We start from the raw sequence: 25,894 nt of genomic DNA on the forward strand, positions 1-25,894 counted from the left end.
GGGCGCCGCCGCCGCGCCCGCCGGTCGGACAACGGCGGCGGTCAACCGTTCATTTCCGGACGACGACGGGCGGCATCCACGACCCGTCGCTCGCCTGCGGCTTCGGTGCGTACAGCCGCAACGCAAGCGCGAAATCGGTACGCGGCGCGGGCAGCCAGTTGGCCGCATGCGTGCCGCCCGGCGACGCCGATACGACGATGTCGACCGAGCCGTCGCGGTTGCGGCGCAGTCGATCGCGATCGCCGAGCGAGCGCCGCGCCGACCCGACGTCCGGCAGCGCGCCGTTGGTGGTGTACGGCGTGAGCGTCCAGAACGCGCGCACCGGCGGCAGCGCGCCCGGCGCGAAATGCAGCACGTAGCGGTTCGCGCCGTTCAGCGCGTGGCCGTCGCTGTCGACGCGGGTGACCGCGAGCGTCTCGTCGTCGCGCGTTGCGGTGCCGAACTGCGTATAGGCGGCGTACGCGCGCAGCGCGTAGTCCTGGCCGTACTTGCCAGCCGTATCGCCGATCCAGGTCCAGCCGTTCGCGCTCAGCAGGTTCGACGGCGGCGTCGCGAGCCGCGCGCGCGCCTCGGCCACGCCGGCCGTGGCGGCCGTGAGACGGTCGCCCGTCCACAGCACCGGATAGCCGGCCGTCACGCCGATGTCGCCGAGCGATTCCTGTGCGTGCGCGTCGTCGACCGGTGGCGGATTGTCCTGCAGCGCCCGTGCGAAACGCGTGAAGAACGCCTTCGGGTCGAGCGCGGCCACCTGCTCGGCCGGCGTGCCGCCGCCTACCGCTTCGGACGGCGCGCTGCCCGCGTGGACCGCGACCGACGCGCCGCGCTCGGCGCCCGTGTAGACCGACAGCGGCACCACGCGGATCGCGCGCTGCAGTTTCTTCACGTTCGTCAGGTCGCGCCCGCCGCTCGTCTGCAGCCGCACTTCGAGCCACGCATTGGCGGACGGCACGTCGACCCGCACCACGCCCTTCGGCAGCGTGCCCTGCCATTCCTTCGCGGCGAAGGCAATCGTTTGCGATCGCCCGGCGCCACGCGCGCCGCGCGCCGCGACGCTCGACGACGACCACAGCACGTTCGTCCACATGTCGAGTGCACGCGCGTCCCAGTAGCGGCCGCGCGTGTCGGGCAGCGTGACGATCACGGGTTCGGCGGCGACGTCGAGCCAGCCGGTCGAGTCGAGCGTGTCGACGCCCGGCAGCGGCGGATTGACCGCGCCGACGGGCGGCAGCGCCTGCGCATGGCGCAGCGTGTTGAGCGGCGCCTGCCCCGGTTGCGCGCCGTCGCCGCCCGTCGCCGCTTCCTTCGCGACGTCCATCAGCACGAGCGGATACGCATAGATATAGGAGTCGGCGACTTCCGCGCGCATCCAGCCGGTTTTCCGCTGGATCGCATCCGGTTGCGACGCGCATCCTGCAAGCAACGCCGCAATGGCCAGCGACGCGCACGCGCGTCGCAGAGAAACTGATTCTCGCTGGTTTTCAATCATCGATTACTGGCCGAATATCGTTCTTTTCAGTCAACGCCTTGTTCGTCTCGCGAACGGCGAAGCAAGGCACCCCAGCGTGCCCGAATGACCGTTCATGACGTTTCGTAACGGTGGGCGCTGATGTCAGGCCGGTATCATAGCGCCTAAGGGCATCCCCCAATATGCCGAATAACGGGTAAAACGCTAGCCGAACCGTCAAAAAATCTGAAAGAGTTCACGGGATTCACCAAGAATCTGGAACGATGCGCCGCTCCGGAATAGCGATTGGACCAGCACCGGTGGCGAGGAGGGATTAATGGTGTCATTATTGACACCATTAGTGATGGCCGGTGGAATGATCGGGGAAAGTAAAGGCTTGTCAGGTGCGGCAGGGTCCCGACGCGCTCGATCGACCGAAGGAACAAAAATCATGACCCAAGACCACTTTACGTACCGCGTAACGTGGTCCCCGGAGGACGGGGAGCACGTCGGCCTCTGCGCGGAGTTCCCGTCTCTTTCGTGGCTCGATGCAACGCCCGAGGGCGCACTGGCCGGCATTCGCCGGCTCGTCGCCGACGTCGTGGGCGAAATGACGGCGAACGGCGAGAAGGTACCCGAACCGATCGCCGACCGAACCTACAGCGGCGAATTCAAGGTCCGCATCCCGCCGCAGGCGCACCGTGCGCTGGTCATCCAGGCCGCCGAGCAGGGCGTCAGTCTCAATCGCCTCGCGAGCGCGAAGCTCTGCGCCTGAGCGCGCACGCGCCCGTTCTGGCGCCATCGCCTGCCTGTCCGTTCGGAAGCCGGGCAATCGCTTTTCCCGTGTTGTGACACCCTGTGCATCGGCATGCGTCGCATCGTCGCCGGCGCTTGACCTTACCATCATGGGAATGTTGATACTGGAACCATTCGCGGTACGAACCGCGCTTTTGGGGAATCCGACATGACTGAACCACTCGCGTCCGCGGCGCTGCAAACGATCGAACTGGGCGTCGACGGCATGCATTGCGGCGGCTGCACGGGCCGCGTGCAGCGGGCGCTGGCCGCCGTGCCGGGCGTCGTCGATGCGGCGGTCGATCTCGATGCGCATGCGGCGACGGTCACGGCGCAGGAAACCGTCACGGCGGGCCAGCTCGTCGACGCCGTCCGGGAGGCCGGCTATCGCGCGGCGGTGCGCGAGGCGCCGGTCGAAGCCGGCGCGGCCACGCATTCGGCGCACGCGTTGCGCGACGAAACGCCGTCCGTGGCCTCCGCGCTTCCTCCTGCCGCCGCGACGATCGAACTCGATATCGACGGGATGACCTGCGCGTCGTGCGTGTCACGCGTCGAAAAAGCGCTGGCGAAGGTGCCGGGCGTCACGCGCGCATCGGTCAACCTCGCCACCGAGCGCGCGACGGTCGATGCGTCGGCCGGCGTTTCGGCCGGCCAGTTGGCGGACGCCGTGAAACAGGCCGGTTATGGTGCGACGCCGACGGCGTCGGAGATCGTCGTCCCGGCCGCCGCCACTGCATTGCCCGCCGCGCCCGCGCGCGCAAGCATCGAATTCGACATCGACGGGATGACCTGCGCATCCTGCGTGTCGCGCGTCGAGAAAGCGCTCGCGAAGGTGCCGGGCGTCACGCGCGCATCGGTCAACCTCGCGACCGAACGCGCGACCGTCGACGCGTCGAACGCCGTCTCTGCTGCACAGCTTGTCGACGCGGTAAAACAAGCCGGCTACGGCGCGACACCGGCCGCCGTCGCGGCTGCGCCCGCCACTTCCGCTGCCACGCCCGCTTCCACCGACGTCGAACTCGACATCGGCGGCATGACCTGCGCGTCCTGCGCCGGCCGCGTCGAGAAGGCGCTGGCCGCCGTGCCGGGCGTCGCACGCGCGACGGTCAACCTCGCGACCGAACGCGCGTCGGTGCACGGCGCCGGCGCGCTCGACGCCGCCACGCTGATCGCGGCGATCACCACAGCCGGCTACCATGCATCGCTTGCCGCCGCATCACCCGCCGGCGCCACGGCCACCACCGACTTGCAACCGGCCCGCCCCGCGCAGGACCTCGACGCCCGCAAGCGCCGCGAGGCGATCCGCGAACGCAACCTCGTGATCGGGGCCGCCGTGCTGAGCGCGCCGCTCGTCGCGCCGATGCTCGCCGCGCCGTTCGGCATCGACCTGATGCTGCCCGGCTGGCTCCAGCTCGTGCTCGCGTCGATCGTGCAGTTCGGCTTCGGCGCGCGCTTCTACCGCGCGGCCTGGCATGCGGTGAAGGCGCGCACCGGCAACATGGACCTGCTCGTCGCGCTCGGCACGTCGGCCGCGTACGGGCTGAGCCTGTGGATGCTGCTGCGCGATCCCGCGCATCCCGGCCATCTGTATTTCGAGGCGTCGGCCGTCATCGTCACGCTCGTGCGCTTCGGCAAGTGGCTCGAATCGCGCGCGAAGCGCCAGACCACCGAAGCGATCCGCGCGCTGAACGCGCTGCGCCCCGACCGCGCGCGCGTCGTCGAGCACGGCGTCGAACGCGACGTGCCGCTGTCGCAGGTGCGCGTCGGCACGCACGTCGGCATCCGGCCCGGCGAGCGCGTGCCCGTCGACGGACGGATCGTGTCGGGCCGCTCGCACATCGACGAATCGCTGATCACCGGCGAGAGCCTGCCCGTGCCGAAGGACGACGGCGACGCCGTCACGGCAGGCTCGATCAACGGCGAAGGCGCGCTCGTCGTCGAAACCACCGCGATCGGTGCGGAAACGACGCTCGCACGCATCATCCGCCTCGTCGAATCCGCGCAGGCCGAGAAGGCGCCGATCCAGCGGCTCGTCGATCGCGTCAGCGAGGTGTTCGTGCCGGCGATCCTCGGCATCGCCGTGCTGACGCTGGTCGGCTGGCTGATCGCCGGCGCCGGGATGGAAACCGCGATCCTCAACGCGGTCGCGGTGCTCGTGATCGCGTGCCCGTGCGCGCTCGGTCTGGCGACGCCCGCCGCGATCATGGCCGGCACCGGCGTCGCGGCCCGGCACGGCGTGCTGATCAAGGACGCGCAGGCGCTCGAACTCGCGCAGCGTACGACCGTGATCGCATTCGACAAGACCGGCACGCTGACCGAAGGCAAACCGTCCGTGACGGCGTTCGACGCCGTTGGCGTGCCGCGCGCCGAAGCGCTCGCGCTCGCGGCGGCCGTGCAGCGGCAGAGCGACCATCCGCTCGCGCGTGCGGTGGTCGCCGCGCATGACGCGGGCGTGGCCGCACATGGTGGCGCGGCGGAGCCGGTCGTCGCGACGCAGGCGCGTGCGGTGGCGGGGCGCGGCGTCGAAGCGCACGTCCGCGGGCAGCGGCTCGCGCTGGGCAGCACGCGCTGGCGCGACGAACTCGGCATCGCGGTGCCGCCGGCGCTCGACGCCCGCGCGGCGGAACTCGAGCGCGCCGGCAACACGATCTCGTGGCTGATGCGTGCCGATGCGCCGCGCGCGGTGCTCGCGCTGATCGCCTTCGGCGACACCGTGAAGCCGGGCGCCCGCGACGCGATCGCGGCGCTGTCGGCGCGCGGCGTCGCGAGCGCGCTCGTGACGGGCGACAACCGCGGCAGCGCGGCGGCCGTCGCGGCGACGCTCGGCATCGGCGAAGTGCACGCGCAGGTGCTGCCCGACGACAAGGCGCGCGTCGTCGCCGAACTGAAGCGCACGCACGGCGGAATCGTCGCGATGGTCGGCGACGGGATCAACGATGCGCCCGCGCTCGCCGCGGCGGACGTCGGCATCGCGATGGCGACCGGCACCGACGTCGCGATGCACACGGCCGGCATCACGCTGATGCGCGGCGACCCGGCGCTCGTCGCCGACGCGATCGACATCTCCAAACGCACGTACCGCAAGATCCAGCAGAACCTGTTTTGGGCGTTCGTCTACAACCTGGTCGGCGTGCCGCTCGCGGCGCTCGGCTTGCTGAATCCGGTGATCGCGGGCGCGGCGATGGCGTTTTCCAGCGTCAGCGTCGTGACCAACGCGTTGCTGCTGCGGAGATGGAAAGGCCGCGCGCGTTGATGCGGAGGGCGGTGAATGGCGAATGGCCGGACGGGCCGTTCGGCGTTCGACCAACAGGAAGGATCGGAACGCATGCCGGCGTTGGCCCGCTACACGGCGTGCCGAACCGGCAGCATGTGACAACGCCTCGCCGGCTGGCGGATTCAGTCCGACACGACCGGTTTGATCAGCGTCGTGGTGATCGCCGCGAAGCCGCACGCGCGATACAGCGCACGCGCCGCCGCGTTGTGATTGAACACCGACAGCCCGATCTCGGTGACGCCGTACCGGCGCGCCTCGGCGTCGAGCGCATCGAGCGCACGTGTGGCCCAGCCCTGGCGGCGCCGGGACGGGACGATGTCGAGGTCGTAGATGAACAGCGTGCGGTTCGGCCCTTCGGGGACGATCGCGTACCAGAGGTCGCCCACCGTGTCGCCGCTGGCGCCATCGATGAGCGTGACGAGGGTCTGGCCGGCGGTCAGCAGACCGTCCGGCAGCAGCGTGTCGAAACAGGCGCGCGCACGATCGGTCGCGTCTTCGACAGCATTTTGCCCGGAGGAAACGAGGTCGCGCGCGTAGCCGTCGATGGCTCGCGTGCGGTACGCGTGGAATTCGCCGGCCGTCATCGGCCGCATCTGCAGCATGGCCCGGTCGCCGTGAACGGAATCGGACTTCCAGTGTAGCGGCACAGTCGCACCGGCGCGCGATGCGGCGGCGGAAAACGGGCGGCAGGTGCGGCGGACGCCGCGCCGAATCAGCGAATCAGCGAATCAGCGAATCAGCGAATCAGCGAATCAGCGACGGTACAGGACGATCGGCACGAGGTGCGCACGGCGCACGCGCTCGGCTTCCGCATGACGCGCAGCGTACGAGTAGTCGGCGTCGAGCGGCAGGTGCGGGGAGACGAAGAGGTCGTCGATTTTTTGCAGCAGGGCGAAGATGAAGCTCATGTGAGACTCCTGACAGACGTGGCTAGGGTTTTCCCTTAGATGGTCTCCATTCTAAGGGTTTTCCCTGAACTCTGCCAGCGAGCTGCATCGGTTTGCCGCACGTGCGCAACAGCTGATCGCCGGTGCGGAACGGCGATCCTTGCTCCGTCGGGCTTCCAGGATGGGGTCGAAACGATTAGCGCGCGCGGTGAGTCCGCTTCCCGACGGCCGCCTCGCGGTTCGCGTTGCGCTGAAGCCGGTCGACTTGCGACAGAAGCGCTTCGTGGTGCTCCTCGAGCGTCATCAGCGTGGCCTGCTGCGTCGACAGATCGGCCGCGAGGCGATCGATCCGTTGCTGCTTGGTGGCGACGTCCTGCTTCAGGCCCGCGATCTGGCGCGTTTGCAGCACCAGCGCGACGAGCCCCGCCAGCACGACGACCGCCAGCGCGAGCAACAGGCGGTTGACGCGACGCATTTCGCGATCGGCCGAGCGCGTCAGGCCGTCCACGTCGGTCTGCAGCGTGGCGATCCGGTCGGTCAGCGGGCGCAGGTGCGTGTCCGGATCGAAGGCCGGCGCGGCCGGTTGCGTACGCTCCGACGATGGCTTGGTCACGAACGACGCGGCGGATGCCACCGGCTGCGCGACCGGCGGCGGTGAAGCGTCGGGCTGCCGAGTCGTGTCGCGGGGCTTCGCGGAATGCGGGGCGATCGCCGGTTCGGACGATCGTGCCGGCTGTGCCGGCATCTGCGGCTCGACCGGTGCAGCGACGACCGGCGGCGGGTTCAAGTCAGCCGCTTCCCGCTTCGAATCGATGCTCGTCGAAACCGGTGCGGCTTGCGCCGCCGTCGCTTCGCTTGCGCCGGCAGCCGCCCGGCGCTTGCCGCCAGACGACGAGCGACGCTCCTTCACCGCATCCCCCGACGATTTCCCTTCGCGGGATTTGACGGCTGCCGCCTCGACGACAGGCTTCGCGACTGCGCCCTCTGCAACTCGCGATTCCGCCGCCTGCACCACAGCGCCATCGGCGGTTTGCAGCGTCGCCACCGCGTTCGCGGCGCCGTCGACCACGGGCACGTCGCGCTGCGTTACGACGCCATCGCCCGCAGGCAAACGGGCTGCCTTCGTTGCAAGGCCCTCTGCCGATGCGCCGTCGACGTTCGCGGCCACGTTGCGTTCAGGCGTCGAAACAACCTTAGCCGCTACATCCGTCGGCGCCGCGCCTTCAGGTTCCGCATGCGTTGCCACAGCCGCATCCACATCCGCAGGCGGGGTGAACCCGTCCAGCGTGGCCTGTCGCCCGTCGTCGACACCGGCCGCCGCATCGGCTTCCACGCTCGCTTCGTCGCGCGCCGCAACCGGCATGCGCTCGCCCGGCTCCAGCACCGGATCGCCGAACAGGTCGAGCGTCCGTTCGTCGCGCGGCGCGTCGCCGGCCGGTGCGCTGCCGGATCGTGCCGTCGCCCTGGCGGACGTGCTGCCGGCGGCAGCGGCCGAGCGCCGGCGCGAACGGGCCGACGAACGGGTGGAACGGGAGCGGGAGCGCGGCGCGGAAACGGATTCGGTCATGGAAATCGGATAGCGGGGCCCGCAGACGCGAACCCGGATGTCGAACGGAATCGGTGATCGGCCATTGTCGCACGCCCCGCAACCGATTCACGCTATTCGTCGCCCCCCATCCCGTTCCCGCCGTCGAAACGCGTGACGCCCGGCAGCGCGCGCAGCTTGGCGCAGATCGCCTTGTATTCGAGTTCCGACACGCGCGCCAGCGCGATGCGCACCTCGTCCTGCTCGCCCGTGTCGTCGGCACGCTGCACGATGAACTGCTTCACGCGCGCACTGTCGGGGCCGAGCGCCGCGTGCAGCGAATCGAACGTCAGCGTGCCGCTCGCCACCGTGAACGCGAGCTGACGCCGCTGGCGCACCGTGAAATAGCGCCGCTCCAGCGGCTTGATGCCGGCCAGAATGATCAGGATGATGATCGTGGCCGAAATCGACGCGACATAGAGCCCGCCGCCCACCGCGAGGCCGATCGCGGCGACCGACCACAGGCTCGCGGCCGTCGTCAGCCCGCGCACGATCTCGCCGCGCAGCAGGATCGACCCCGCGCCGAGGAAGCCGATGCCCGACACGACCTGCGCGGCGATCCGCGACGGATCGAGCACGACGTGGTCGCTGCTGCCGAGCACGTCGGCGAAACCGAACGCCGACACGATCATGATCAGCGTCGAGCCGACGCACACCAGCATGTGCGTACGCAGGCCGGCCGCCCACGACAGGCGCTCGCGCTCGAAGCCGATGACGCTGCCGAGCGCCGCCGCGAGAACGAGCCGCATCACGAGTTCCAGGTTGCTGAGCATCCGATTTATCTCCTTTTTTGGTGCCGGCCGCGCGGAATGTTTTATCCTTGGCCCCGGCCGCGCCGATTCTCCGGGCCGCGCCGACACGTTTCGATCCAAGCGCTCAACCCCGCCATGCCCGTTTCCGACTCCGCTTCCGCCCAGGCCGCCCAGCTGCGCCACCATTTCGCGCACGTCGTCTTGCCGATCTGGCGGGGTTCAGGGTTCGACCCAGCATTGCAACTGCCGTTCGAGGCCGTCGATCCGGCCACCCATGCGCCGCTGCCCGTGACCCGTTATCGCGCAATGGCGTGCGCCCGGCAACTGTTCGTGTTCGCGCAGGCCGGCGACACCGCGCATGCGGCCACGCTGTTCGACGCGCTGTGCCGGCACTTTCGCGACGCGCGCCACGGCGGCTGGATCTACAGCGTCGACGCGCAGGGCGCGCCGCTCGATACGACCAAGGATCTCTATACGCACGCGTTCATCGTGTTCGCGTGCGCCGCCTGGCATGCGGCGTCGGGCGACGCCGCCGCGCGCACGGTGGCCGAAACCACCGCCGCGCTGATCCAGGACCGCTTCGCGCCGCGCCACGGCGACGCGTTGCTCGATGCCGCGCGCCACGCCGATTTCTCGTCATCCGGCAGCGGCGCGCTGCAGAATCCGCTGATGCATCTGACCGAAGCCTGGCTCGCGGCCGCCGATGCGTTCGGCGACCCGGCGTTCGACGATGCGCTCGCGCACACCGCGCAGGCCGTCGAGCGCACGTTCGTCGACGCGGCGACCGGCTGCGTGGCCGAGTTGCCGCTCGGAGCGGCCGACAACCGTTTCGAGCCCGGCCATCAGTTCGAATGGTTCTATCTGGTCGATGCGGCCGGTGCGCGGCTCGCGCAGACCGGGCTCCCCGCCGCGCTGTCGCGCGCGTTCGCGTTCGCCGAGCAATACGGCGTCGATCCGCAGACGGGCGGCGTGTGCGCGGCGCTCGACGCGCAAGGCGCGTGCATCGACGGCACGCAGCGGATCTGGGCGCAGACCGAATACCTGCGCGCGCTCGCGACGCACGGCGGCACGCCGGCCTCCGCGCCGCTCGCACGCCAGATCGAGCGGTTCGCCGCGCGCTTCCTGCATCCGCGCGGCTGGTTCGAGTGCAAGACGGCCGACGGGCAGGTGTCGCGCGCCGACATGCCGTCGACGACGCCCTACCACCTCGCGACCGCCTACGCGGCGCTGCCGGCCGGTTCGTAACCCGTCGCCGCGAACGACGGCGCCGCGCGATCGCCGCGCGCGGCGCGTCCGTCGCCCAGTTCGAACACCGACACCGCCTGCATCAGGTGCGCGGTCTGGTCGTTCAGCGACGCGGCCGCCGCCGCGACTTCCTCGACCAGCGCGGCGTTCTGCTGCGTCAGCTGATCCATCTGCGTGACGGCCTGGTTCACCTGCTCGATCCCGACGCTCTGCTCGACCGACGCCGAGGTGATCTCGGACATCGTCTGCACGACGCGCGTGATCGACGTCGACACCGTCCGCATCGCTTCGCCGGCGCGCTCGACGAGCTCCGCGCCGCCGTTGATCTGCGCGACCGAATCCTCGATCAGCGCCTTGATCTCCTTCGCCGATTGCGCGCTGCGCTGCGCGAGCGAGCGCACTTCGCCCGCGACGACCGCGAAGCCGCGGCCCTGTTCGCCGGCCCGCGCGGCCTCGACGGCCGCGTTCAGCGCCAGGATGTTGGTCTGGAACGCGATGCCGTCGATCACCGAGATGATCTCCGCGATCCGCCCCGAGCTCTGCGCGATGCCGCGCATCCGGTCGATCACGCTGTCGACCACGCCGCCGCCGTGGCTCGTCGCCTCGAGCGCCGCGTCGGCCAGCGCGCTCGCCGCGCGTGCGCTGTCGGTGTTCTGACGGACGGTTGCCGTCAGCTCCTCCATGCTCGCGGCGGTTTCCTCGAGCGACGCGGCCTGCGTGCCGGTGCGTGCCGACAGGTCGGCGTTGCCGCCCGCGATCTCGCCCGCGCCGAGGTGGATCGCGTCGGACGCCTGGCGCACCGTGCGCACGGTGCCCGCGATGCTCGTCTGCATCGTGGCGAGGCCGCGCAGCATCCGGTCGATCTCGAACACGCCGCCCGCCTGCACGGCTTCGTCGAGCCGGCCCTGCGCGATCCGCTCGAAATGGCGGCCGGCCTGCTCCAGCGGCGCGACGACCGCGCGCCGCGCGGCCGCGTAGATCGCGACGCTCGCCGCGAGCATCGCCACCAGCAGCACGATGCCGACCGACTTGAACCACAGCATGCCGCCGTCGATGGTGTCGAGCGCCGCGCGGCTCGACGCGCCGCCGTAGTCGGTGAAGCGATGCAGCTCGGCGATGTACGCGTCCTGAAAGCCCTGGGTCGGCTGGTCGAGGAATGCCTGGATGTTGTCGGCGTCGAGGAACTGCACGAGTTCGCCCAGCGCGCCGCGCAGCGCGCGATAACGCTCGGTGAGCGCCGCGACGCGTGTACGGTTGGTGTCGTCGACCGGCTGCGCGGCCGTCAGCACCGCGAACGCCTTGTCCGCTTCCGCGAGCGACGCGCCCGCATGGCGGATGATGTCTTCGGGCTTGGGGCCGCCGCGCACCATCCGCGTGCCGGCCCGCGACAGGTTGATGCGCGCGTCGAGCAGTTGCTCGGTCGCGCGGCTGGCCGCGTCGACCTGCGTGATCGCGACGGTCGACAGATCGTCGACGCCGCGGCGCGTCGACGCGAGCGTCCAGAAGCCGAGCGCTTCGATCGCGAACAGGAAGAGGCAGAACACGGTCAACACGCCGAGCAGACCCGACGCGAGCTTGATTTTTCCGAACATGGGGGAATTCCTGAAGAGCGGACGATGAGGCGATGCCCCGGCATTAGCGGCATTTCTTCGTCGGACTTTAGGCGGAATGGCCGGCCACGCGGGTCAATCGCGTGCGTCGCTCGCGCATTCGCGTCGAATCGCCCGCAAACGCGGAGATCTTGCGTATTCGGCGCAATAATCGCGTCGCATCGCGCCGGGATTTGCACGAAATGCGGACGAATTTCCTTGCTTATCCGGAGCCCCCTTCCTAGAGTTCAGCGCAAGCGGGCACTCATTTCGAAGGAAAGCGATGACCGACATCACGGACCACGCGCGTGGCGCATTGCGCGCGCAGCCGTTCAGCATGCTGCTGGGCACGGAGCTGATGCATATCGGCGACAACGAAGTGTCGCTGTGTCTGCCGGTGCGCGAGGAATTGCGGCAGCAGCACGGTTTCGTGCATGGCGGCGTCATCAGCTATCTCGCGGACAACGCGCTGACGTTCGCCGGCGCGCTCGTGCTCGGCCCGCGCGTGATCACCGCCGAATACAAGATCAACTACCTGCGGCCGGCCGTGAACGGCACGCTCGTCGCCCGCGCGAAGCTCGTCTACGCGGGCCGGCACCAGGCGACCTGCCAGTGCCATGTGTTCGTCATCGACGGCGACCACGAGCGGCTCGTCGCGATCGCGCAAGGCACGATCAACCGCGTCGGCGACGGCAAGATGCCGGATGCGCCGGAGGAAACGGCGTGAGTTGCCGAGCCCGGGCGTCGATGCCGCGACGCGTGTCGCGCTAGCGTTTCATCGCAGCCAGATAAACCGCATCACGCTCGCGGCGGCCGACCGCGACCACCAGCACGGGGCCGTCGACGAACGGAAGCCACCTCCTGAAAGACAGCCCTAATCGGCGTCATCCCCCGCCAACGGCAAAAACCGCGGCGCCACCCGCGCCCGCACGTTCCCGTGCTCATCCGTCCGATAGATCCCGCGCGCCGCGTTATGCGGATGCGAGACCGCGTCGGCCACGCTCAGCACCGGCGCGAAACACGCGTCGGTGCCTTCGAGCAGCGCGCGCCAGTGCGCAGACGGCTGCTGCGCGAACACCGCCGCGAAACGCGTCTTCAGCGCGGGCCAGCACGCGCGGTCGTACTGCGACGCGGGATCGACGTCGGTCAGCCCGAGCCGTTCGACCAGCAACGCATAGAACGGCGGTTCGAGCGCGCCGATCGTCACGCATTCGCCGTCCGCGCAGCGATACACGTCGTAGAACGGCGCGTCGTGGAACAGGCTCGGCTGCGCGCCGTCGAGCTGCCCGTTCGCGCGTGCCCACAGCGCGAGCGAGCCGAGCATCGACACGATGTCGACGATCGCGCCGTCGACCACGCGCCCCGGCCCGCCGCCGCGCACGTCGAGCAACGCGCAGACGATTCCGAACGCGAGCCCGAGCGCGCCACCCGCATCGCCGACGACGGTCGGCGGCAGGCCCGGCCGGCCGTCGCGCGGCGCGGACAGCGACAGCAGCCCGGTCAACGCGACGTAGTTCAGGTCGTGCCCGGCCGCGGCCGCGAGCGGGCCGTGCTGGCCCCAGCCCGTCATGCGCCCGTAGACCAACTTCGGATTGCGGCGCGCGCAAACGTCGGGCCCGAGGCCGAGCCGCTCCATCACGCCGGGCCGCAAGCCCTCGATCAGCGCATCGGCCTGCGCGATCAAATCGAGCGCGGCGTCACGCCCGGCCGGCGCCTTCAGGTCGAGTTCGACGATCGTCTTGCCTTCGCGCAACAAGTCGCCGTCGCGGGCCTGCAGCGCATCCGGCGCGCTCGTGCGGCCGGACGGGCGCGCGATCAGCGTGATGCGCGCGCCCATGCCGGCAAGCATCCAGCCCGCGAGCGGGCCGGGGCCGAGACCTTCGAATTCGACGATATGGATGCCGGAAAGCGGCGCGTTCAATGACATGACAGCCTCGCTGAAATGCAGTCGGGACAAGAGCGGCGAAACCGCCCGATTCTATGCGAATGCCTGCGTGCGCCGGCCTCGGCCGGCTAGCCCGCCGCCGCATCCGTACGCTGCGCGTCCAGCGCCTCCCGCATCGCCCGCACGATCGCGTCGCGACGCGCGCCGATCCGCTCGACGGGCCCGGCCACGCCCATGGCCAGCGGCAGGCCGTTCCAGCCGTCCGCGATCACCATCGAGATCATCGCGGCGCCCTGCGTGACCGTATGCGCCGAATAGGAATAACCGAGCCGGCGCGTCTGTTCGACCTTGTCGAGCACGACGTCCTCGTCGATCGTCCTGCCCGATTTCCCGATCCGGCGAATGCTGCGCGATACGAGCCGGCGGATCGTGCTGTCCGGCTGAAGGCTCAGCAGCGCCCAGCCGAGCCCCGACATGCAGATCTCGCGACGCGTGCCGATCGGCGCGTAGAACTGGATCGGAATCGTATGCGAGCCCTCGACCGCGTCGATGTACTGCACGTACAGGTCGCTCTGCACCGCGATCACGACCGCCTCGTGCGTGCGCAGCGCCAGCCGTTTCGCGACGGCATGCCAGTGCCGCCGGCTGCCGGCCGCGGAATCGACGAGCGCTTCGCCGAGGTTGACTAGCCGTGCGGTCGGCGCATACGCGTGGGTTGCGTCGTCGTACGAAAGATAGCCGAGCGCCTTCATGCTGGTCAGCAGCGCCGCCGCGCTCGACCCCGGATACCCGCAACGCGTGGCGATCTCGCGCACGCTCAGCGGCCGCTGCAATGCGCTGAAGAGTTCCAGCACCTCGAACACGCGCGCCGCGCTCTTGACCACATTTCCGCTCATCCCGCCCTCTCCGCTGCAACCGGGACGGGCCTTCCACATATGTGGAACGGAATTTCCCGCCGCCAACCGTCGTGACGATACTAGGCTTCGGCCTGCGGCGTGAAGCCCCGCGGCACAGAACACACGGAGACATCATGGCAGCCTTTCTGATCCGTGAACGGCAGGGCCCCATCCTGACCGTCACGATGAACCGTCCCGAAACCCGCAACGCCATTTCGGACACCGATGCGATCGATGCGCTGACCGAATGCTGCGACGACGCGAACCGCGACGACTCGATCCGCGTGCTGGTCCTGACCGGCGCCGGCACGACGTTCTCGTCGGGCGGCAACGTGAAGGCGATGCGCGCATTCATGGAATCGGAGTCGCACGACCTTGCCGCGATCCGGTCCGGCTACCGCCACGGCATTCAGCGCCTTGCACGGGCGTTCCAGCAACTCGAGGTGCCGGCCATCGCAGCGGTCAACGGCCCGGCGATCGGCGCCGGCACCGACCTCGCGTGCATGTGCGACATCCGCATCGCCGCCGACCGCGCGCGCTTCGCCGAGAGCTTCATCGCCCTCGGCCTCGTGCCGGGCGACGGCGGCGCGTGGTTCCTGCCGCAGATCGTCGGCGCCGCCGTCGCCGCGGAAATGTCGTTCACGGGCGATGCACTGGACGCCCAGGCCGCGCTGCGCTGCGGGCTCGTGTCGCGCGTCGTGCCCGACGGCGACCTCCTCGCGCACGCCCATGAACTGGCCGGCCGCATCGCCCGCCACTCGGGCACCGCGTTGCGCCTGACCAAGCGCCTGCTGCGCGAAAGCCGCCATGCAAGCCTCGACACGGTTCTCGACCTGTCGGCGTCGTACCAGGCGTTCGCGCACGCGACCCCGGAACATCGCGCGGCGGTCGACGCACTCTTCGCCGCACGCGGCTGAACCCCGACGCATCACGGCCGTGCAGCCGGCGCGTGCCGGTCTGCCGGCGCATCGCATCCCCATCGAAGGAGACATCGTCATGACCAGCAGTAACGAAGGCGCGCTCGCGGGCGTGCGTGTGGTGGACCTGAGCCGCGTCTATGCGGGGCCGTTCTGCGCGCAGACGCTCGCCGACCACGGCGCGGACGTCATCAAGATCGAACCGCCGCAGGGCGACGAAACGCGCGACTGGGGGCCCGCGATGCCGAACGGCCTCTCCAGCTACTACTGGGGGCTCAACCGCAACAAGCTCAATCTCGCGCTCGACCTGTCGCATCCCGACGGACGCGACGTGCTGTTCCGCCTGATCGAGAAAACCGACGTGCTGGTCGACAACTTCAAGCAGGGCACGCTCGAACGCTGGGGCATCGGCTACGAAGACTGCCTGCGCGAGCGCTTTCCGCGCCTCGTCCACTGTTCGATCTCCGGATACGGCACCGACGGCCCGCTCGCGCGGTTCCCGGGCTACGACGCCGTCGCGCAGGGCCTCGCCGGCTTCATGTCGATCAACGGCGAACCGGGCGGCATGCCGCTCAAGGTGCCGTTTCCGGTCGTCGACTTCGCGGCCGGCATGAGCGCCGTATCGAGCGTCCTGCTTGCGCTGGTCGAACGGACGCGCTCCGGCCTCGGCCAGCACGTCGACATCGACCTGTTCAGCACGGCGCTGTCGATGCTGCATCCGGTCAGCACGAGCTGGATGGCGACCGGCGAGGTTCCCGTCGCGACCGGCAACGTGTACGGCGCGATCGCGCCGTACGGCGTCTATCCGTGCAAGGACAAGCCGGTCGCGACCGGCGCCGGCAACAATCGCACGTTTGCGCGGCTCGTCGAAGCGCTCGGCGTGCCGGAGCTGGCGCGCGATCCACGGTTCGCGACCAACGCGCAGCGCGTCGCGCATCGCGATGCGCTCGACACGCTGCTCGGCCAGTTGACCGCCGAGCTGTGTGCCGACGAGGTCGTCGAGCGGCTGATGCACGCGGGCGTCGCGACGGGGCCGGTGAACACCGTCGCCGACGCGTTCGGCCATCCGCAAACCGCTCGCAACGCGATGTTCGTCGACACCGACACGTACACCGGCGCGGGCATCCCCGCCAAGCTTTCCCGTACGCCCGGATCGATACGCCGGCCGCCGCAGCCGTTCGCCGCCGACACCGACGCCGTGCTCGACGCGTTCGGTATCGACGCGGCGCGCCGGGACGCGTTGCGGCAGGCGGGCGTGCTCCACGACACGCGCGCGAATACTGCCGGGAGCGCGTCATGACCACGCCGGGCGCATTTTCCTCGCTGACGGACGACGACGCCCCGTCGATCCTGCGCAACGACGACGACGGCATCGCGTGGCTGACGATCCATCGCCCGCACGTCGCCAACGCGCTGTCCGCCGACGCGATCCGGCGCCTGTGCGACGAACTGGTCACGCTCGACGACAACCCGTCGATCCGCGTCATCGTGATCCGCGGCGCGGGCGAGCGCGCATTCAGCGCGGGAGTCGATCTCGGCGATCCCGAGATTCGCGGGATGCGGCCGATGCGCGGGCTCGCCCGCAACGTGCACGAGCTGATCCTGGAACTGCGCAAGCCGACCATCGCGGCCATCAACGGCTTCGCCGTCGGCGGCGGCTTTGAAATCGCGCTCGCGTGCGACCTGCGGATCGCCGCCGATCACGCGACCTTCGCGCTGCCCGAGGCGCGCGTCGGGATGGGCGCGAACTTCGCGAGCGTGCTGCTGCCGCGCCTGCTGCCGCGCGCGATCGCGATGGAGCTGCTGTTCACGGGCCGCCGCCTCGACGCGGACGAGGCGCAGCGCGTCGGCTTGCTGAACCGCGTCGTCCCCGCCGCCGCGCTCGACGACACCGTGCGCGAACTGGCGCGGACGATCTCCGAAAACGCGCCGCTCACGATCCGTCGCATCAAGGAAACCGCGACACGCAGCCAGGGGCTGCCGGTGGCCGCCGCGCTGCGGCTGGACGTCGGCCCCGACGTCTACGCGAGCGAGGACCGGATCGAGGGCGCCCGCGCGTTTCTCGAGAAACGCAAGCCGGTATTCAAGGGGCGCTGAACCGACGCGGCACGGCGGCACCCCGCGCGCAACCGCTCCCAGAACGCGGGCGCGCCACAACAAGACATGGAACGGAGACACCTTCATGCAACGGAAAGCATTCCTGATCGGCGCGTGCGTGCTGAGCGCCACGTCGGCGCACGCATCGTCGGTCACGCTGTACGGGATCGTCGACAGCTACGTCGAATTCGACCGCGTCGGCAGCCTGTCGAGCCTGCGGCAAAGCGGCGGCGGATCGTCGACGAGCCGCATCGGACTGACGGGCGTCGAGGATCTCGGCGGCGGCACGTCGACGAAGTTCGTGCTGGAAAGCGGCTTCTCGCCGGCCGACGGATCGTTCCAGGGCGGCACGCTGTTCTACCGGCAGGCCTACGTGTCGCTGCAGAACACGCGCTACGGCGACCTTCGGCTCGGCCGCCAATACACGCCCGCGTTCTACATCGTGTACGACGGCGATCCGTTCGGCCTCAACGAACGGCTGTCGCCGCTCGCGCTGCTCGCGACGTCGACGGACACGATCACGAGCAACACGACGCCGCCGATTCCGCGCTTCAACCAGGCGGCGTCGTATCTGAGCCCCGACTGGAAAGGCCTGCGCGTGATGGCCACGTACGGCTTTCCGACGCCCAACGCGCTGTCCACGCAGGCCGGGCGCAACTACGGCGCCGGGCTCCAGTACCGGATCGGCGGGCTCTATCTCGGCGCCGGCTTCCAGGGCGACACGTCGGCCGGCAACCTGGCGCCCGTCGTCTCGCCGTCGACGACGCGCCACTACGTGTTCGCGGCCAACTACGCATTCGCGCGCGTCAAGCTGTACGCCGCGTTCCTGTACGGCGTCGGCACGGCGGCGCACCTGCCAGCGTTCTCGACCGCGAGCGCCGGCGCGTCGATCAACGTCGGCGCGCTCGATCGCGTGCTCGTCTCGGTCGTGCGTCGCGACGTGAAAGGCTCGGCGAACGACGCGACCGCGCTCGGCATCGGCTACGACCATCCGCTGTCGAAGCGCACGTCGCTCTACGCCCGCTATCTGTACGTGAAGAACGGCGGCGACGCCCGCAACACGGTCGTCGTCGGCCTGCAGCCGCAACCGGGCGGCACCGGGCAGGTGTTCGCGCTCGGCATCGCCCACCGCTTCTGACGGAGTGTCCATGACCCCGACCCTTTCCACGCACGCGGCCGCCGCCGGCGATCACGCGACGCAGGCGCTCTACCGCCGGATCTCGCGCCGGCTGCTGCCGTTCCTGATCCTCTGCTACACGCTGTCGTTCATCGACCGGATCAACATCGGTTTCGCGCACGCGCAGATGGCCGCCGAACTACACTTCTCCGACGCCGTCTACGGGCTCGGGGCGGGCATCTTCTTCATCGGCTACATGGCGTTCGAGATTCCGAGCAACGCGCTGCTGGCGCGGATCGGCGCACGCAAGACGATTGCCCGGATCATGGTGCTGTGGGGGCTCGGCTCGGCCGCGACGATGTTCGTCACGACGCCCGCGCAGTTCTACGCGTGCCGCTTCCTGCTCGGCGTGTTCGAGGCCGGCTTCTTCCCCGGCATCCTGTTCTATCTCGGCGCGTGGTATCCGCCGCGGCAGCGCGCGAAGGCGTTCGCGCTGTTCATGACCGCGCTGTACCTCGCCGGGCTGATCGCCGGCCCCGTGTCGGGCGCCATCCTCTCGTTCTTCGACGGCGCCGCCGGCCTGAGCGGCTGGCAGTGGCTGTTCCTCGTCGAAGGGCTGCCGAGCAGCGTGCTCGGCCTCGTCGCGCTGCGCTTTCTCGACGACCGGCCGGACGACGCGCGCTGGCTGTCGGACGCCGACAAGGCCGCGCTGCGCGCCGCGCACGTGCACGCCGAAGCCGCCACACCGGACGCGAACGCGGCACGGCCGCTGCTTGCCCACCGCGATTTCTGGCTGCTGTGCGCGGCGAATTTCGCGATCGCGGCCGCCGGCTATGCGCTCGTGTTCTGGATGCCCGTGATCCTGCATCGCGGCGGCCTGCATGGCGCGATGCGGATCGGGGTGCTGTCCGCGCTGCCCTACCTGTGCGGCATCGTCGGCATGCTCGCGATGGGCTGGCGCACCGAGCGGCGGCGCGAATGGCGCGGGCACGGCGCGGTCGCGATGCTCGCGTGCGCGGCCGCGCTCGCCGGGCTGGCGAGCACCACCGGCACATCGCACCTGATGATCGCGCTCTGCGTCGCGGTCGCCACGCACGCCGCGGCGCTGCCCGCGTTCTGGGTGCTGCCGGGGCTCGCGCTGCCGAAGCGCTCGATGGCGATCGCGATCGCGGCGATCACGATGTCCGGCGCGATCGGCGGGTTCGCGAGCCCGTTCCTGATGGGCGTGCTCAACACGGCCACCGGGTCGATGCGCGGCGGCCTCTATTTCAACGCCGCGCTGCTCGCGGCCGGCGCCGTCGCCTTGCTCGGCACGCTGCGCACCCGCGCGGTGTCGCGCACGAACGCCGGCTGACGGCATCGACCTCCCTTTATTCACCCTCATCGACTCCCATGAATTTCGACCTTGAACTCGAACACCGGATGATCCGCGACCTCGTCGCACGTTTCGTGCAGGACGAGCTGATCCCGCTCGAAGCAGCGGTCATGGCCCGCGAGGCCGACGGCCAGCGCTTCGGGCTGCTCGACGAAGAACGCGCCCACCTCGACGAGCGTTCCCGGCAGCTCGGCCTGTGGGGCCTCGACGCGCCGCTCGACGCCGGCGGCTCGGACCTGCCGGCCGTCGCGATGGTCGGCGTCAACGAAGCGATCGGCACGACCGTGACGCCGTACATCCTGCCGCCCGATTCGCCGAACCTGCGGATGCTGTGCGACGTGGCCGACGACGCGCAGCGCGCGCGTTATCTCGAACCGTACGCACGCGGCGTCACGCGTGCCGCGATGGCGATCTCCGAGCCGGGCGCAGGCTCGGACCCGGGCGCGCTGTCGACGACGGCCGTGCGCGACGGTGACGGCTGGGTGCTGAACGGACGGAAGATCTGGATCAGCCACGCGCCCGAAGCCGACTGGACGATCGTGATGGCGCTCACCGATCGAAGCAAGGGCAAGCGCGGCGGCATGTCGGCGTTCATCGTCGACCGCGGCACGCCCGGTTTCATCATCGAACGGCGGATCCCGATGATCGGCGGGCTGTCGACCTACGAAATCGTGCTGGACGACTGCCGCATTCCCGCCGCGCAACTGCTGGGCCAGGAAGGTGCCGGCTTCGCGCCGATGCAGGCACGGCTCGCGAACCGGCGGCTGGAGATGGCCGCATGGTGCATCGGCCGCGCCGAGCGCGCGGTCGCGATGCTGTGCGACCATGCGAAACAGCGCAAGACCTTCGGCGTGCCGCTCGCGGAACGCCAGGCGGTCCAGTGGTGGGTCGCCGACGCGCTCACGCAGATCCACGCGTGCCGCCTCATGACCTACGAAGCGGCCGCGCGCGTGGATGCCGGGCAGGATGCACGCACGCAGATCTCGATGGTCAAGGTGTTCGCCACCGAAATAGCGTCGAGCGTCATCGATCATGCGATGCAGGCGCTCGGCGCGATGGGCATGACGAAGGAAATGCCGTTGCAGCAGATGGCCAGCGAAGCGCGGCTGATGCGCATCTTCGAAGGCCCGACCGAGGTGCACCGCTGGGTCATCGCGCGCAGCGCGCTCTGACCGCGGTGCACCGCCCATCTTCACGATGGAGCCATGCGTTGGACACCCTGCATCTCGTCGACCCCGAAATCCGCCCGCTGCTCGAGACCTGGCCGACCGTCACGCTCGGCATCGACAACCTCGCGCAGTCGCGCGAACGCGTGCTGCCGCTGCCGCCGCCCGACCTGGCCGGCAGCACGCTCGAACACCGCACGGTGCCCGGCCCCGCCGGTGCGCCGGACGTCCCGGTCCTCGTCTACCTGCCTGACGATCACGCGCGGCCACTTCCGGCGATCGTTCACCTGCATGGCGGCGGCTTCGTGCGCGGCAAGGCGAAGGATCTCGAGGCGGTGCACCGGTCGCTCGTGACGCAGCTCGGCTGCGCGCTGATCTCGATCGACTACCGGCTCGCGCCTGAAACCGTGTTTCCCGGCGCGATCGAGGATTGCTACGCGGCGCTCGCATGGATCTTCCGCCATGCCGATACGCTCGGCATCGATGCGTCGCGGATCGGCGTGGCGGGCGAGAGCGCGGGCGGCGGACTCGCCGCCTCGCTGGCGCTGCTGGCCCGCGACCGCGGCGAATACCGGCTCGCGTTCCAGCATCTGATCTACCCGATGCTCGACGATCGCACCTGCACGCGCACGCCGCACCCGCATGCCGGCGAGTTCGTCTGGCACGCGGCCAACAACCGGTTCGGCTGGACCTCGCTGCTCGGTCACGCGCCGGGCATCGACGGCGTGTCGCCCTACGCGGCCGCCGCGCGCGCCACGCGGCTCGACGGCCTGCCGCCCGCGTTCCTGTCGGTCGGCTCGCTCGACCTGTTCCTCGACGAAAACCTCGACTATGCGCGGCGCCTGCTCCGCGCGGGCGTGCCGACCGAACTGCACGTGCTGCCCGGCGGCGTGCACGGTTTCGACATCGTGCCCGGCGCGCGCATCGCCGAAACGGCGCGCCGCCTGAGCCACGACGCGTTGCGCCGCTTCCTGCACGGCTGACGAAAACGACGCGGGCGGCCGAAGCCGCCCGCATCTGCGCCGATACCGCCGGCAACGATCAGAACGCATCCCCCGGCACTCGCACCCAGCCTTCCATCAGCACGCGCGCGCTGCGGCTCATGATCGCCTTGGTGACTGTCCACTCGCCGTTCTCCTGCTGCTGCGCTTCCGCGCCGACGCGCAACGTGCCCGACGGATGGCCGAAGCGCACCGCGTTGCGTTCGCCGCCGCCCGCCGCCAGGTTGACGAGCGTGCCGGGGATCGCCGCGGCCGTGCCGATCGCGACCGCCGCCGTACCCATCATCGCGTGGTGCAGCTTGCCCATCGACATCGCGCGCACCAGCAGGTCGACGTCGCCCGCATTCACGCGCTTGCCGCTCGACGCGACGTAGTCGGCCGGCTTCGCGACGAACGCGATCTTCGGCGTGTGCTGCCGCGTCGCGATTTCGTCGAGCGTGTCGATCAGGCCCATGCGCAGCGCGCCGTGCGCGCGGATCGTCTCGAATTTCTCGAGCGCCTTCGCGTCGCCGTTGATCGCGTCCTGCAGCTCGGTGCCCGTATAGCCGATCGCTTCCGCATCGACGAAGATCGTCGGGATGCCCGCGTTGATCATCGTCGCCTTCAGCGTGCCGATGCCCGGCACGGCCAGATCGTCGACGAGGTTGCCGGTCGGGAACATCGAGCCGCCCGCGCCTTCTTCCTCGGCGGCCGGGTCCATGAATTCGAGCTGCACTTCGGCGGCCGGGAACGTGACGCCGTCCAGTTCGAAGTCGCCCGTCTCCTGCACCGCGCCGTTCACGATCGGCACGTGCGCCACGATCGTCTTGCCGATGTTCGCCTGCCAGATCCGCACGGTCGCGACGCCGTCCCTCGGCACGCGCGCCGGATCGACGAGCCCGCCGCCGATCGCGAACGGGCCGACCGCCGCCGACAGGTTGCCGCAGTTTCCGGTCCAGTCGACGAACGCCTTGTCGATCGCGACCTGGCCAAACAGGTAGTCGACGTCGTGCCCCGGCCGCGTGCTTTTCGACACGATCACCGTCTTGCTGGTGGACGACGTCGCGCCGCCCATCCCGTCGATCTGCTTGCCGTACGGATCGGGGCTGCCGATCACGCGCAGCAGCAGCGCGTCGCGCGCGGCGCCCGGCGCCTGCGCGGCATCCGGCAGGTCCTGCAGCCGGAAGAACACGCCCTTGCTGGTGCCGCCGCGCATGTACGTGGCGGGAATCCTGATTTGAGGAATGTGAGCCATGTTTGCGTTATCCCTGTTTGAGCCGGTCAGGCTGCCTGCGACGATTCGAGGAAGTCCTGCGCGAAACGCTGCAGCACGCCGCCCGCTTCGTAGATCGACACTTCCTCGGCCGTATCGAGCCGGCACGTCATCGGCACCTCGACGCGCTCGCCGTTCCTGCGGTGAATCACGAGCGTCAGGTCGGCGCGGGGCGTACGCTCGCCGATCACGTCGAAGGTTTCGGTGCCGTCGATGCCGAGCGTCGTCCGGTTCGTGCCCGGCTTGAACTCGAGCGGCAGCACGCCCATCCCGATCAGGTTCGTGCGGTGAATCCGCTCGAAGCCTTCGGCGGCGATCGCCTCGACGCCCGCGAGCCGCACGCCCTTCGCGGCCCAGTCGCGCGACGAGCCCTGACCGTAGTCGGCGCCGGCCACGACGATCAGCGGCTGCTTGCGATTCATGTACGTCTCGATCGCTTCCCACATCCGCATGACCTTGCCTTCCGGCTCGACGCGCGCAAGCGAGCCCTTCTTCACCGCGCCGTCGACGATCGCCATCTCGTTGATCAGCGTCGGGTTCGCGAAGGTCGCGCGCTGCGCGGTCAGGTGGTCGCCCCGGTGCGTCGCGTACGAGTTGAAGTCTTCTTCGGGCAGGCCCATCTTCGCGAGGTATTCGCCGGCCGCGCTGTTCGGCAGGATCGCGTTCGACGGCGACAGGTGGTCGGTCGTGATGTTGTCGCCGAGCACCGCGAGCGCCCGCATGCCCTTCAGCGTGCGCTCGCCGGCCAGCGCGCCCTCCCAGTACGGCGGGCGGCGGATGTACGTGCTCTGCGCGCGCCAGTCGTACAGCGGCGCCGCGCGCTCGCCGGCGTCGGCGCTGCGCGCGAACATCGGCTCGTAGACCTTGCGGAACTGCTCGGGCTTCACGCTCGACGCGACGATCGCGTCGATCTCCTCGTCGGTCGGCCAGATGTCCTTCAGCGTAACGGGCTTGCCGTCCTGATCGTGACCGAGCACGTCCTTCTCGATGTCGAAGCGGATCGTGCCGGCGATAGCGTACGCGACGACAAGCGGCGGCGACGCGAGGAACGCCTGCTTCGCATACGGATGAATGCGGCCGTCGAAGTTGCGGTTGCCCGACAGCACGGCGGTCGCGTACAGGTCGCGATCGACGATCTCCTGCTGGATCTTCGGGTCGAGCGCGCCCGACATCCCGTTGCAGGTCGTGCATGCGAACGCGACGATGCCGAAGCCGAGCTTCTCGAGTTCCGGCAGCAAGTTCGCTTCTTTCAGATACAGCTCGACCGCCTTCGATCCCGGCGCGAGCGAGCTCTTCACCCACGGCTTGCGCGTCAGGCCCTTCGCATTCGCGTTGCGGGCGAGCAGCGCCGCGGCGATCACGTTGCGTGGGTTGCTCGTGTTCGTGCAGCTCGTGATCGCGGCGATGATCACCGCGCCGTCGGGCATCTCGCCCGGCTTCTCTTCCCACTGACCGGCGATCCCGCGTGCGGCGAGATCGGACGTCGGCAGCCGCTTGTGCGGATTCGACGGGCCCGCCATGTTGCGCACGACGCTCGACAGGTCGAACGTCAGCGTGCGCTCATATTGCGCATCGGCGAGCGTATCGGCCCACAGGCCGGCCGCCTTCGCGTAGGTCTCGACGAGCTTCACCTGCTCGTCGCTGCGGCCGGTGAGGCGCAGGTAGTCGGTCGTCTGGCCGTCGATGAAGAACATCGCGGCCGTCGCGCCATACTCGGGCGCCATGTTCGAGATCGTCGCGCGATCGCCGAGCGTGAGGCTCGCCGCGCCTTCGCCGCGGAATTCCAGATACGCGCCGACCACCTTCTCCTTGCGCAGGAATTCGGTCAGCGCGAGCACGACGTCGGTCGCGGTGATGCCGGGCTGGCGCTTGCCGGTCAGCTCGACGCCGACGATGTCGGGCAGGCGCATCCACGACGCGCGGCCGAGCATCACGTTCTCGGCTTCGAGCCCGCCGACGCCGATCGCGATCACGCCGAGCGCATCGACGTGCGGCGTGTGGCTGTCGGTGCCGACGCAGGTGTCCGGATACGCGACGCCGTCCTGCACCTGGATCACCGGCGACATCTTCTCGAGGTTGATCTGGTGCATGATGCCGTTGCCCGGCGGGATCACGTCGACGTTCTCGAACGCCTTCTTCGTCCACTCGATGAAGTGGAAGCGATCCTCGTTGCGGCGATCCTCGATCGCGCGGTTCTTCGCGAACGCGTCCGGGTCGAAGCCGCCGCATTCGACGGCGAGCGAGTGGTCGACGATCAGCTGCACGGGCACGACCGGGTTCACTTTCGCGGGGTCGCCGCCGCCGTCCGCGATCGCGTCGCGCAGGCCCGCGAGATCGACGAGCGCCGTCTGCCCGAGGATGTCGTGGCACACCACGCGCGCCGGGAACCACGGGAAATCGCGTTCGCGCTTGCGCTCGACGATCTGCTTCAGCGAATCGGCGAGGATCGCCGGATCGCAGCGGCGCACGAGGTTTTCGGCGAGCACGCGCGAGGTGTACGGCAGCGTGTCGTACGCGCCGGGTGCGATCGCGTCGACCGCGGCACGCGCGTCGAAGTAGTCCAGCGACGTGCCGGGCAGGGGTTTGCGGTTGGCGGTATTCATGATGTGGGGCGGAA

General features: G+C 69.7%; 21 protein-coding genes and 1 pseudogene. 11 read left to right on the plus strand and 11 right to left on the minus strand.

The window, feature by feature from the left end; translation table 11 throughout:
• Positions 1 to 49: 49 nt before the first annotated feature.
• Positions 50 to 1,486 carry a DUF1254 domain-containing protein gene (locus CFB81_RS27485; protein WP_089437253.1) on the minus strand — a complete coding sequence of 479 codons (1,437 nt, stop codon included), beginning with the start codon at positions 1,484 to 1,486 and terminating at the stop codon, positions 50 to 52.
• A 409-nt stretch (positions 1,487 to 1,895) separates the two neighbouring features.
• On the opposite strand from CFB81_RS27485, the gene CFB81_RS27490 reads away from it, so the two are divergent.
• A complete protein-coding gene (locus CFB81_RS27490) occupies positions 1,896 to 2,219 on the plus strand; it encodes a type II toxin-antitoxin system HicB family antitoxin (protein ID WP_089437254.1) in 324 nt (107 codons plus the stop codon).
• 189 nt (positions 2,220 to 2,408) lie between these two features.
• Positions 2,409 to 5,492: a heavy metal translocating P-type ATPase gene (locus CFB81_RS27495; protein WP_089437255.1), complete on the plus strand. Its 3,084-nt coding sequence runs from the start codon at positions 2,409 to 2,411 to the stop codon at positions 5,490 to 5,492.
• A 143-nt stretch (positions 5,493 to 5,635) separates the two neighbouring features.
• Here CFB81_RS27495 and CFB81_RS27500 read toward each other — a convergent pair whose 3' ends face one another.
• The 4 genes from CFB81_RS27500 to CFB81_RS27510 form a co-directional block, all read right to left on the minus strand.
• Positions 5,636 to 6,115 carry a GNAT family N-acetyltransferase gene (locus CFB81_RS27500; RefSeq protein ID WP_089437256.1) on the minus strand — a complete coding sequence of 160 codons (480 nt, stop codon included), beginning with the start codon at positions 6,113 to 6,115 and terminating at the stop codon, positions 5,636 to 5,638.
• A 150-nt stretch (positions 6,116 to 6,265) separates the two neighbouring features.
• Entirely contained in the window at positions 6,266 to 6,421 is a 156-nt protein-coding gene (locus CFB81_RS36295; RefSeq protein ID WP_174385615.1) for a hypothetical protein, read from the minus strand.
• 175 nt (positions 6,422 to 6,596) lie between these two features.
• Positions 6,597 to 7,967, minus strand: coding sequence for a flagellar hook-length control protein FliK (locus CFB81_RS27505; protein ID WP_089437257.1), 1,371 nt, complete (start codon positions 7,965 to 7,967; stop codon positions 6,597 to 6,599).
• A gap of 92 nt (positions 7,968 to 8,059) precedes the next feature.
• Positions 8,060 to 8,758 carry an MgtC/SapB family protein gene (locus tag CFB81_RS27510; protein ID WP_089437258.1) on the minus strand — a complete coding sequence of 233 codons (699 nt, stop codon included), beginning with the start codon at positions 8,756 to 8,758 and terminating at the stop codon, positions 8,060 to 8,062.
• 114 nt (positions 8,759 to 8,872) lie between these two features.
• On the opposite strand from CFB81_RS27510, the gene CFB81_RS27515 reads away from it, so the two are divergent.
• Positions 8,873 to 9,982 (plus strand): AGE family epimerase/isomerase, encoded by a 1,110-nt coding sequence (locus CFB81_RS27515; RefSeq protein ID WP_069621639.1) that lies wholly within the window; start codon positions 8,873 to 8,875, stop codon positions 9,980 to 9,982.
• Here CFB81_RS27515 and CFB81_RS27520 read toward each other — a convergent pair.
• Positions 9,955 to 11,574, minus strand: a complete 1,620-nt coding sequence (locus CFB81_RS27520; protein ID WP_089437259.1) for a methyl-accepting chemotaxis protein — start codon at positions 11,572 to 11,574, stop codon at positions 9,955 to 9,957. The two genes, CFB81_RS27515 and CFB81_RS27520, sit on opposite strands and share 28 nt — an antisense overlap.
• A 280-nt stretch (positions 11,575 to 11,854) precedes the next feature.
• On the opposite strand from CFB81_RS27520, the gene CFB81_RS27525 reads away from it, so the two are divergent.
• Positions 11,855 to 12,298 carry a PaaI family thioesterase gene (locus tag CFB81_RS27525; RefSeq protein ID WP_011353771.1) on the plus strand — a complete coding sequence of 148 codons (444 nt, stop codon included), beginning with the start codon at positions 11,855 to 11,857 and terminating at the stop codon, positions 12,296 to 12,298.
• Between the two features lie 40 nt (positions 12,299 to 12,338).
• On the opposite strand, the pseudogene CFB81_RS36835 reads toward CFB81_RS27525, so the two are convergent.
• The 3 genes and pseudogenes from CFB81_RS36835 to CFB81_RS27535 form a co-directional block, all read right to left on the minus strand.
• Positions 12,339 to 12,404, minus strand: a pseudogene (locus CFB81_RS36835) (addiction module antitoxin); the annotation flags it as partial.
• Positions 12,405 to 12,445: 41 nt separating this feature from the next.
• The gene (locus tag CFB81_RS27530) at positions 12,446 to 13,498 is read right to left on the minus strand and encodes a CaiB/BaiF CoA-transferase family protein (RefSeq protein ID WP_089437260.1); all 1,053 of its coding nucleotides are present in this window, start codon (positions 13,496 to 13,498) and stop codon (positions 12,446 to 12,448) included.
• A gap of 86 nt (positions 13,499 to 13,584) precedes the next feature.
• A complete protein-coding gene (locus tag CFB81_RS27535) occupies positions 13,585 to 14,352 on the minus strand; it encodes an IclR family transcriptional regulator (RefSeq protein ID WP_089437261.1) in 768 nt (255 codons plus the stop codon).
• Between the two features lie 134 nt (positions 14,353 to 14,486).
• On the opposite strand from CFB81_RS27535, the gene CFB81_RS27540 reads away from it, so the two are divergent.
• The 7 genes from CFB81_RS27540 (at position 14,487) to CFB81_RS27570 (ending at position 22,007) form a co-directional block, all read left to right on the plus strand.
• Positions 14,487 to 15,269, plus strand: coding sequence for a crotonase/enoyl-CoA hydratase family protein (locus tag CFB81_RS27540; RefSeq protein ID WP_089437262.1), 783 nt, complete (start codon positions 14,487 to 14,489; stop codon positions 15,267 to 15,269).
• A gap of 79 nt (positions 15,270 to 15,348) precedes the next feature.
• The gene (locus CFB81_RS27545; protein ID WP_089437521.1) at positions 15,349 to 16,569 is read left to right on the plus strand and encodes a CaiB/BaiF CoA-transferase family protein; all 1,221 of its coding nucleotides are present in this window, start codon (positions 15,349 to 15,351) and stop codon (positions 16,567 to 16,569) included.
• Entirely contained in the window at positions 16,566 to 17,366 is an 801-nt protein-coding gene (locus CFB81_RS27550) for an enoyl-CoA hydratase/isomerase family protein (protein ID WP_089437263.1), read from the plus strand. Before CFB81_RS27545 ends, CFB81_RS27550 begins: the two co-directional genes overlap by 4 nt.
• Before the next feature lie 85 nt (positions 17,367 to 17,451).
• Complete coding sequence (locus CFB81_RS27555) at positions 17,452 to 18,504, plus strand: porin (protein WP_089437264.1); 1,053 nt, start codon at positions 17,452 to 17,454, stop codon at positions 18,502 to 18,504.
• A 10-nt stretch (positions 18,505 to 18,514) separates the two neighbouring features.
• The gene (locus CFB81_RS27560; protein ID WP_089437265.1) at positions 18,515 to 19,837 is read left to right on the plus strand and encodes an MFS transporter; all 1,323 of its coding nucleotides are present in this window, start codon (positions 18,515 to 18,517) and stop codon (positions 19,835 to 19,837) included.
• A gap of 38 nt (positions 19,838 to 19,875) precedes the next feature.
• Positions 19,876 to 21,030 carry an acyl-CoA dehydrogenase family protein gene (locus tag CFB81_RS27565; RefSeq protein ID WP_089437266.1) on the plus strand — a complete coding sequence of 385 codons (1,155 nt, stop codon included), beginning with the start codon at positions 19,876 to 19,878 and terminating at the stop codon, positions 21,028 to 21,030.
• A gap of 38 nt (positions 21,031 to 21,068) precedes the next feature.
• The gene (locus tag CFB81_RS27570; protein WP_089437267.1) at positions 21,069 to 22,007 is read left to right on the plus strand and encodes an alpha/beta hydrolase; all 939 of its coding nucleotides are present in this window, start codon (positions 21,069 to 21,071) and stop codon (positions 22,005 to 22,007) included.
• Positions 22,008 to 22,065: 58 nt separating this feature from the next.
• On the opposite strand, the gene prpF is transcribed toward CFB81_RS27570, so the two are convergent.
• Together prpF and acnD are read right to left on the minus strand one after the other, a co-directional pair.
• Positions 22,066 to 23,259, minus strand: a complete 1,194-nt coding sequence (gene prpF / locus CFB81_RS27575) for a 2-methylaconitate cis-trans isomerase PrpF (protein WP_069621644.1) — start codon at positions 23,257 to 23,259, stop codon at positions 22,066 to 22,068.
• Between the two features lie 26 nt (positions 23,260 to 23,285).
• A complete protein-coding gene (gene acnD, locus CFB81_RS27580; RefSeq protein WP_089437268.1) occupies positions 23,286 to 25,880 on the minus strand; it encodes a Fe/S-dependent 2-methylisocitrate dehydratase AcnD in 2,595 nt (864 codons plus the stop codon).
• Between the last annotated feature and the right edge of the window lie 14 nt (positions 25,881 to 25,894).

The organism is Burkholderia sp. AU28863, from assembly GCF_002223195.1.
Classification (GTDB): domain Bacteria; phylum Pseudomonadota; class Gammaproteobacteria; order Burkholderiales; family Burkholderiaceae; genus Burkholderia; species Burkholderia sola.

Excerpts from the sequence above, each read along its gene's own strand:
- CFB81_RS27485 (WP_089437253.1), bottom strand. The coding sequence starts at position 1,486 with ATGATTGAAAACCAGCGAGAATCAGTTTCTCTGCGACGCGCGTGCGCG.
- CFB81_RS27510 (WP_089437258.1), bottom strand. The coding sequence starts at position 8,758 with ATGCTCAGCAACCTGGAACTCGTGATGCGGCTCGTTCTCGCGGCGGCG.
- CFB81_RS27525 (WP_011353771.1), top strand. The coding sequence starts at position 11,855 with ATGACCGACATCACGGACCACGCGCGTGGCGCATTGCGCGCGCAGCCG.
- CFB81_RS27545 (WP_089437521.1), top strand. The coding sequence starts at position 15,349 with ATGACCAGCAGTAACGAAGGCGCGCTCGCGGGCGTGCGTGTGGTGGAC.
- CFB81_RS36295 (WP_174385615.1), bottom strand. The coding sequence starts at position 6,421 with ATGAGCTTCATCTTCGCCCTGCTGCAAAAAATCGACGACCTCTTCGTC.
- CFB81_RS27535 (WP_089437261.1), bottom strand. The coding sequence starts at position 14,352 with ATGAGCGGAAATGTGGTCAAGAGCGCGGCGCGCGTGTTCGAGGTGCTG.
- CFB81_RS27565 (WP_089437266.1), top strand. The coding sequence starts at position 19,876 with ATGAATTTCGACCTTGAACTCGAACACCGGATGATCCGCGACCTCGTC.
- CFB81_RS27495 (WP_089437255.1), top strand. The coding sequence starts at position 2,409 with ATGACTGAACCACTCGCGTCCGCGGCGCTGCAAACGATCGAACTGGGC.
- CFB81_RS27505 (WP_089437257.1), bottom strand. The coding sequence starts at position 7,967 with ATGACCGAATCCGTTTCCGCGCCGCGCTCCCGCTCCCGTTCCACCCGT.
- CFB81_RS27520 (WP_089437259.1), bottom strand. The coding sequence starts at position 11,574 with ATGTTCGGAAAAATCAAGCTCGCGTCGGGTCTGCTCGGCGTGTTGACC.
- CFB81_RS27550 (WP_089437263.1), top strand. The coding sequence starts at position 16,566 with ATGACCACGCCGGGCGCATTTTCCTCGCTGACGGACGACGACGCCCCG.
- CFB81_RS27490 (WP_089437254.1), top strand. The coding sequence starts at position 1,896 with ATGACCCAAGACCACTTTACGTACCGCGTAACGTGGTCCCCGGAGGAC.
- CFB81_RS27560 (WP_089437265.1), top strand. The coding sequence starts at position 18,515 with ATGACCCCGACCCTTTCCACGCACGCGGCCGCCGCCGGCGATCACGCG.
- CFB81_RS27540 (WP_089437262.1), top strand. The coding sequence starts at position 14,487 with ATGGCAGCCTTTCTGATCCGTGAACGGCAGGGCCCCATCCTGACCGTC.
- prpF (WP_069621644.1), bottom strand. The coding sequence starts at position 23,259 with ATGGCTCACATTCCTCAAATCAGGATTCCCGCCACGTACATGCGCGGC.
- acnD (WP_089437268.1), bottom strand. The coding sequence starts at position 25,880 with ATGAATACCGCCAACCGCAAACCCCTGCCCGGCACGTCGCTGGACTAC.
- CFB81_RS27555 (WP_089437264.1), top strand. The coding sequence starts at position 17,452 with ATGCAACGGAAAGCATTCCTGATCGGCGCGTGCGTGCTGAGCGCCACG.
- CFB81_RS27500 (WP_089437256.1), bottom strand. The coding sequence starts at position 6,115 with ATGCTGCAGATGCGGCCGATGACGGCCGGCGAATTCCACGCGTACCGC.
- CFB81_RS27515 (WP_069621639.1), top strand. The coding sequence starts at position 8,873 with ATGCCCGTTTCCGACTCCGCTTCCGCCCAGGCCGCCCAGCTGCGCCAC.
- CFB81_RS27530 (WP_089437260.1), bottom strand. The coding sequence starts at position 13,498 with ATGTCATTGAACGCGCCGCTTTCCGGCATCCATATCGTCGAATTCGAA.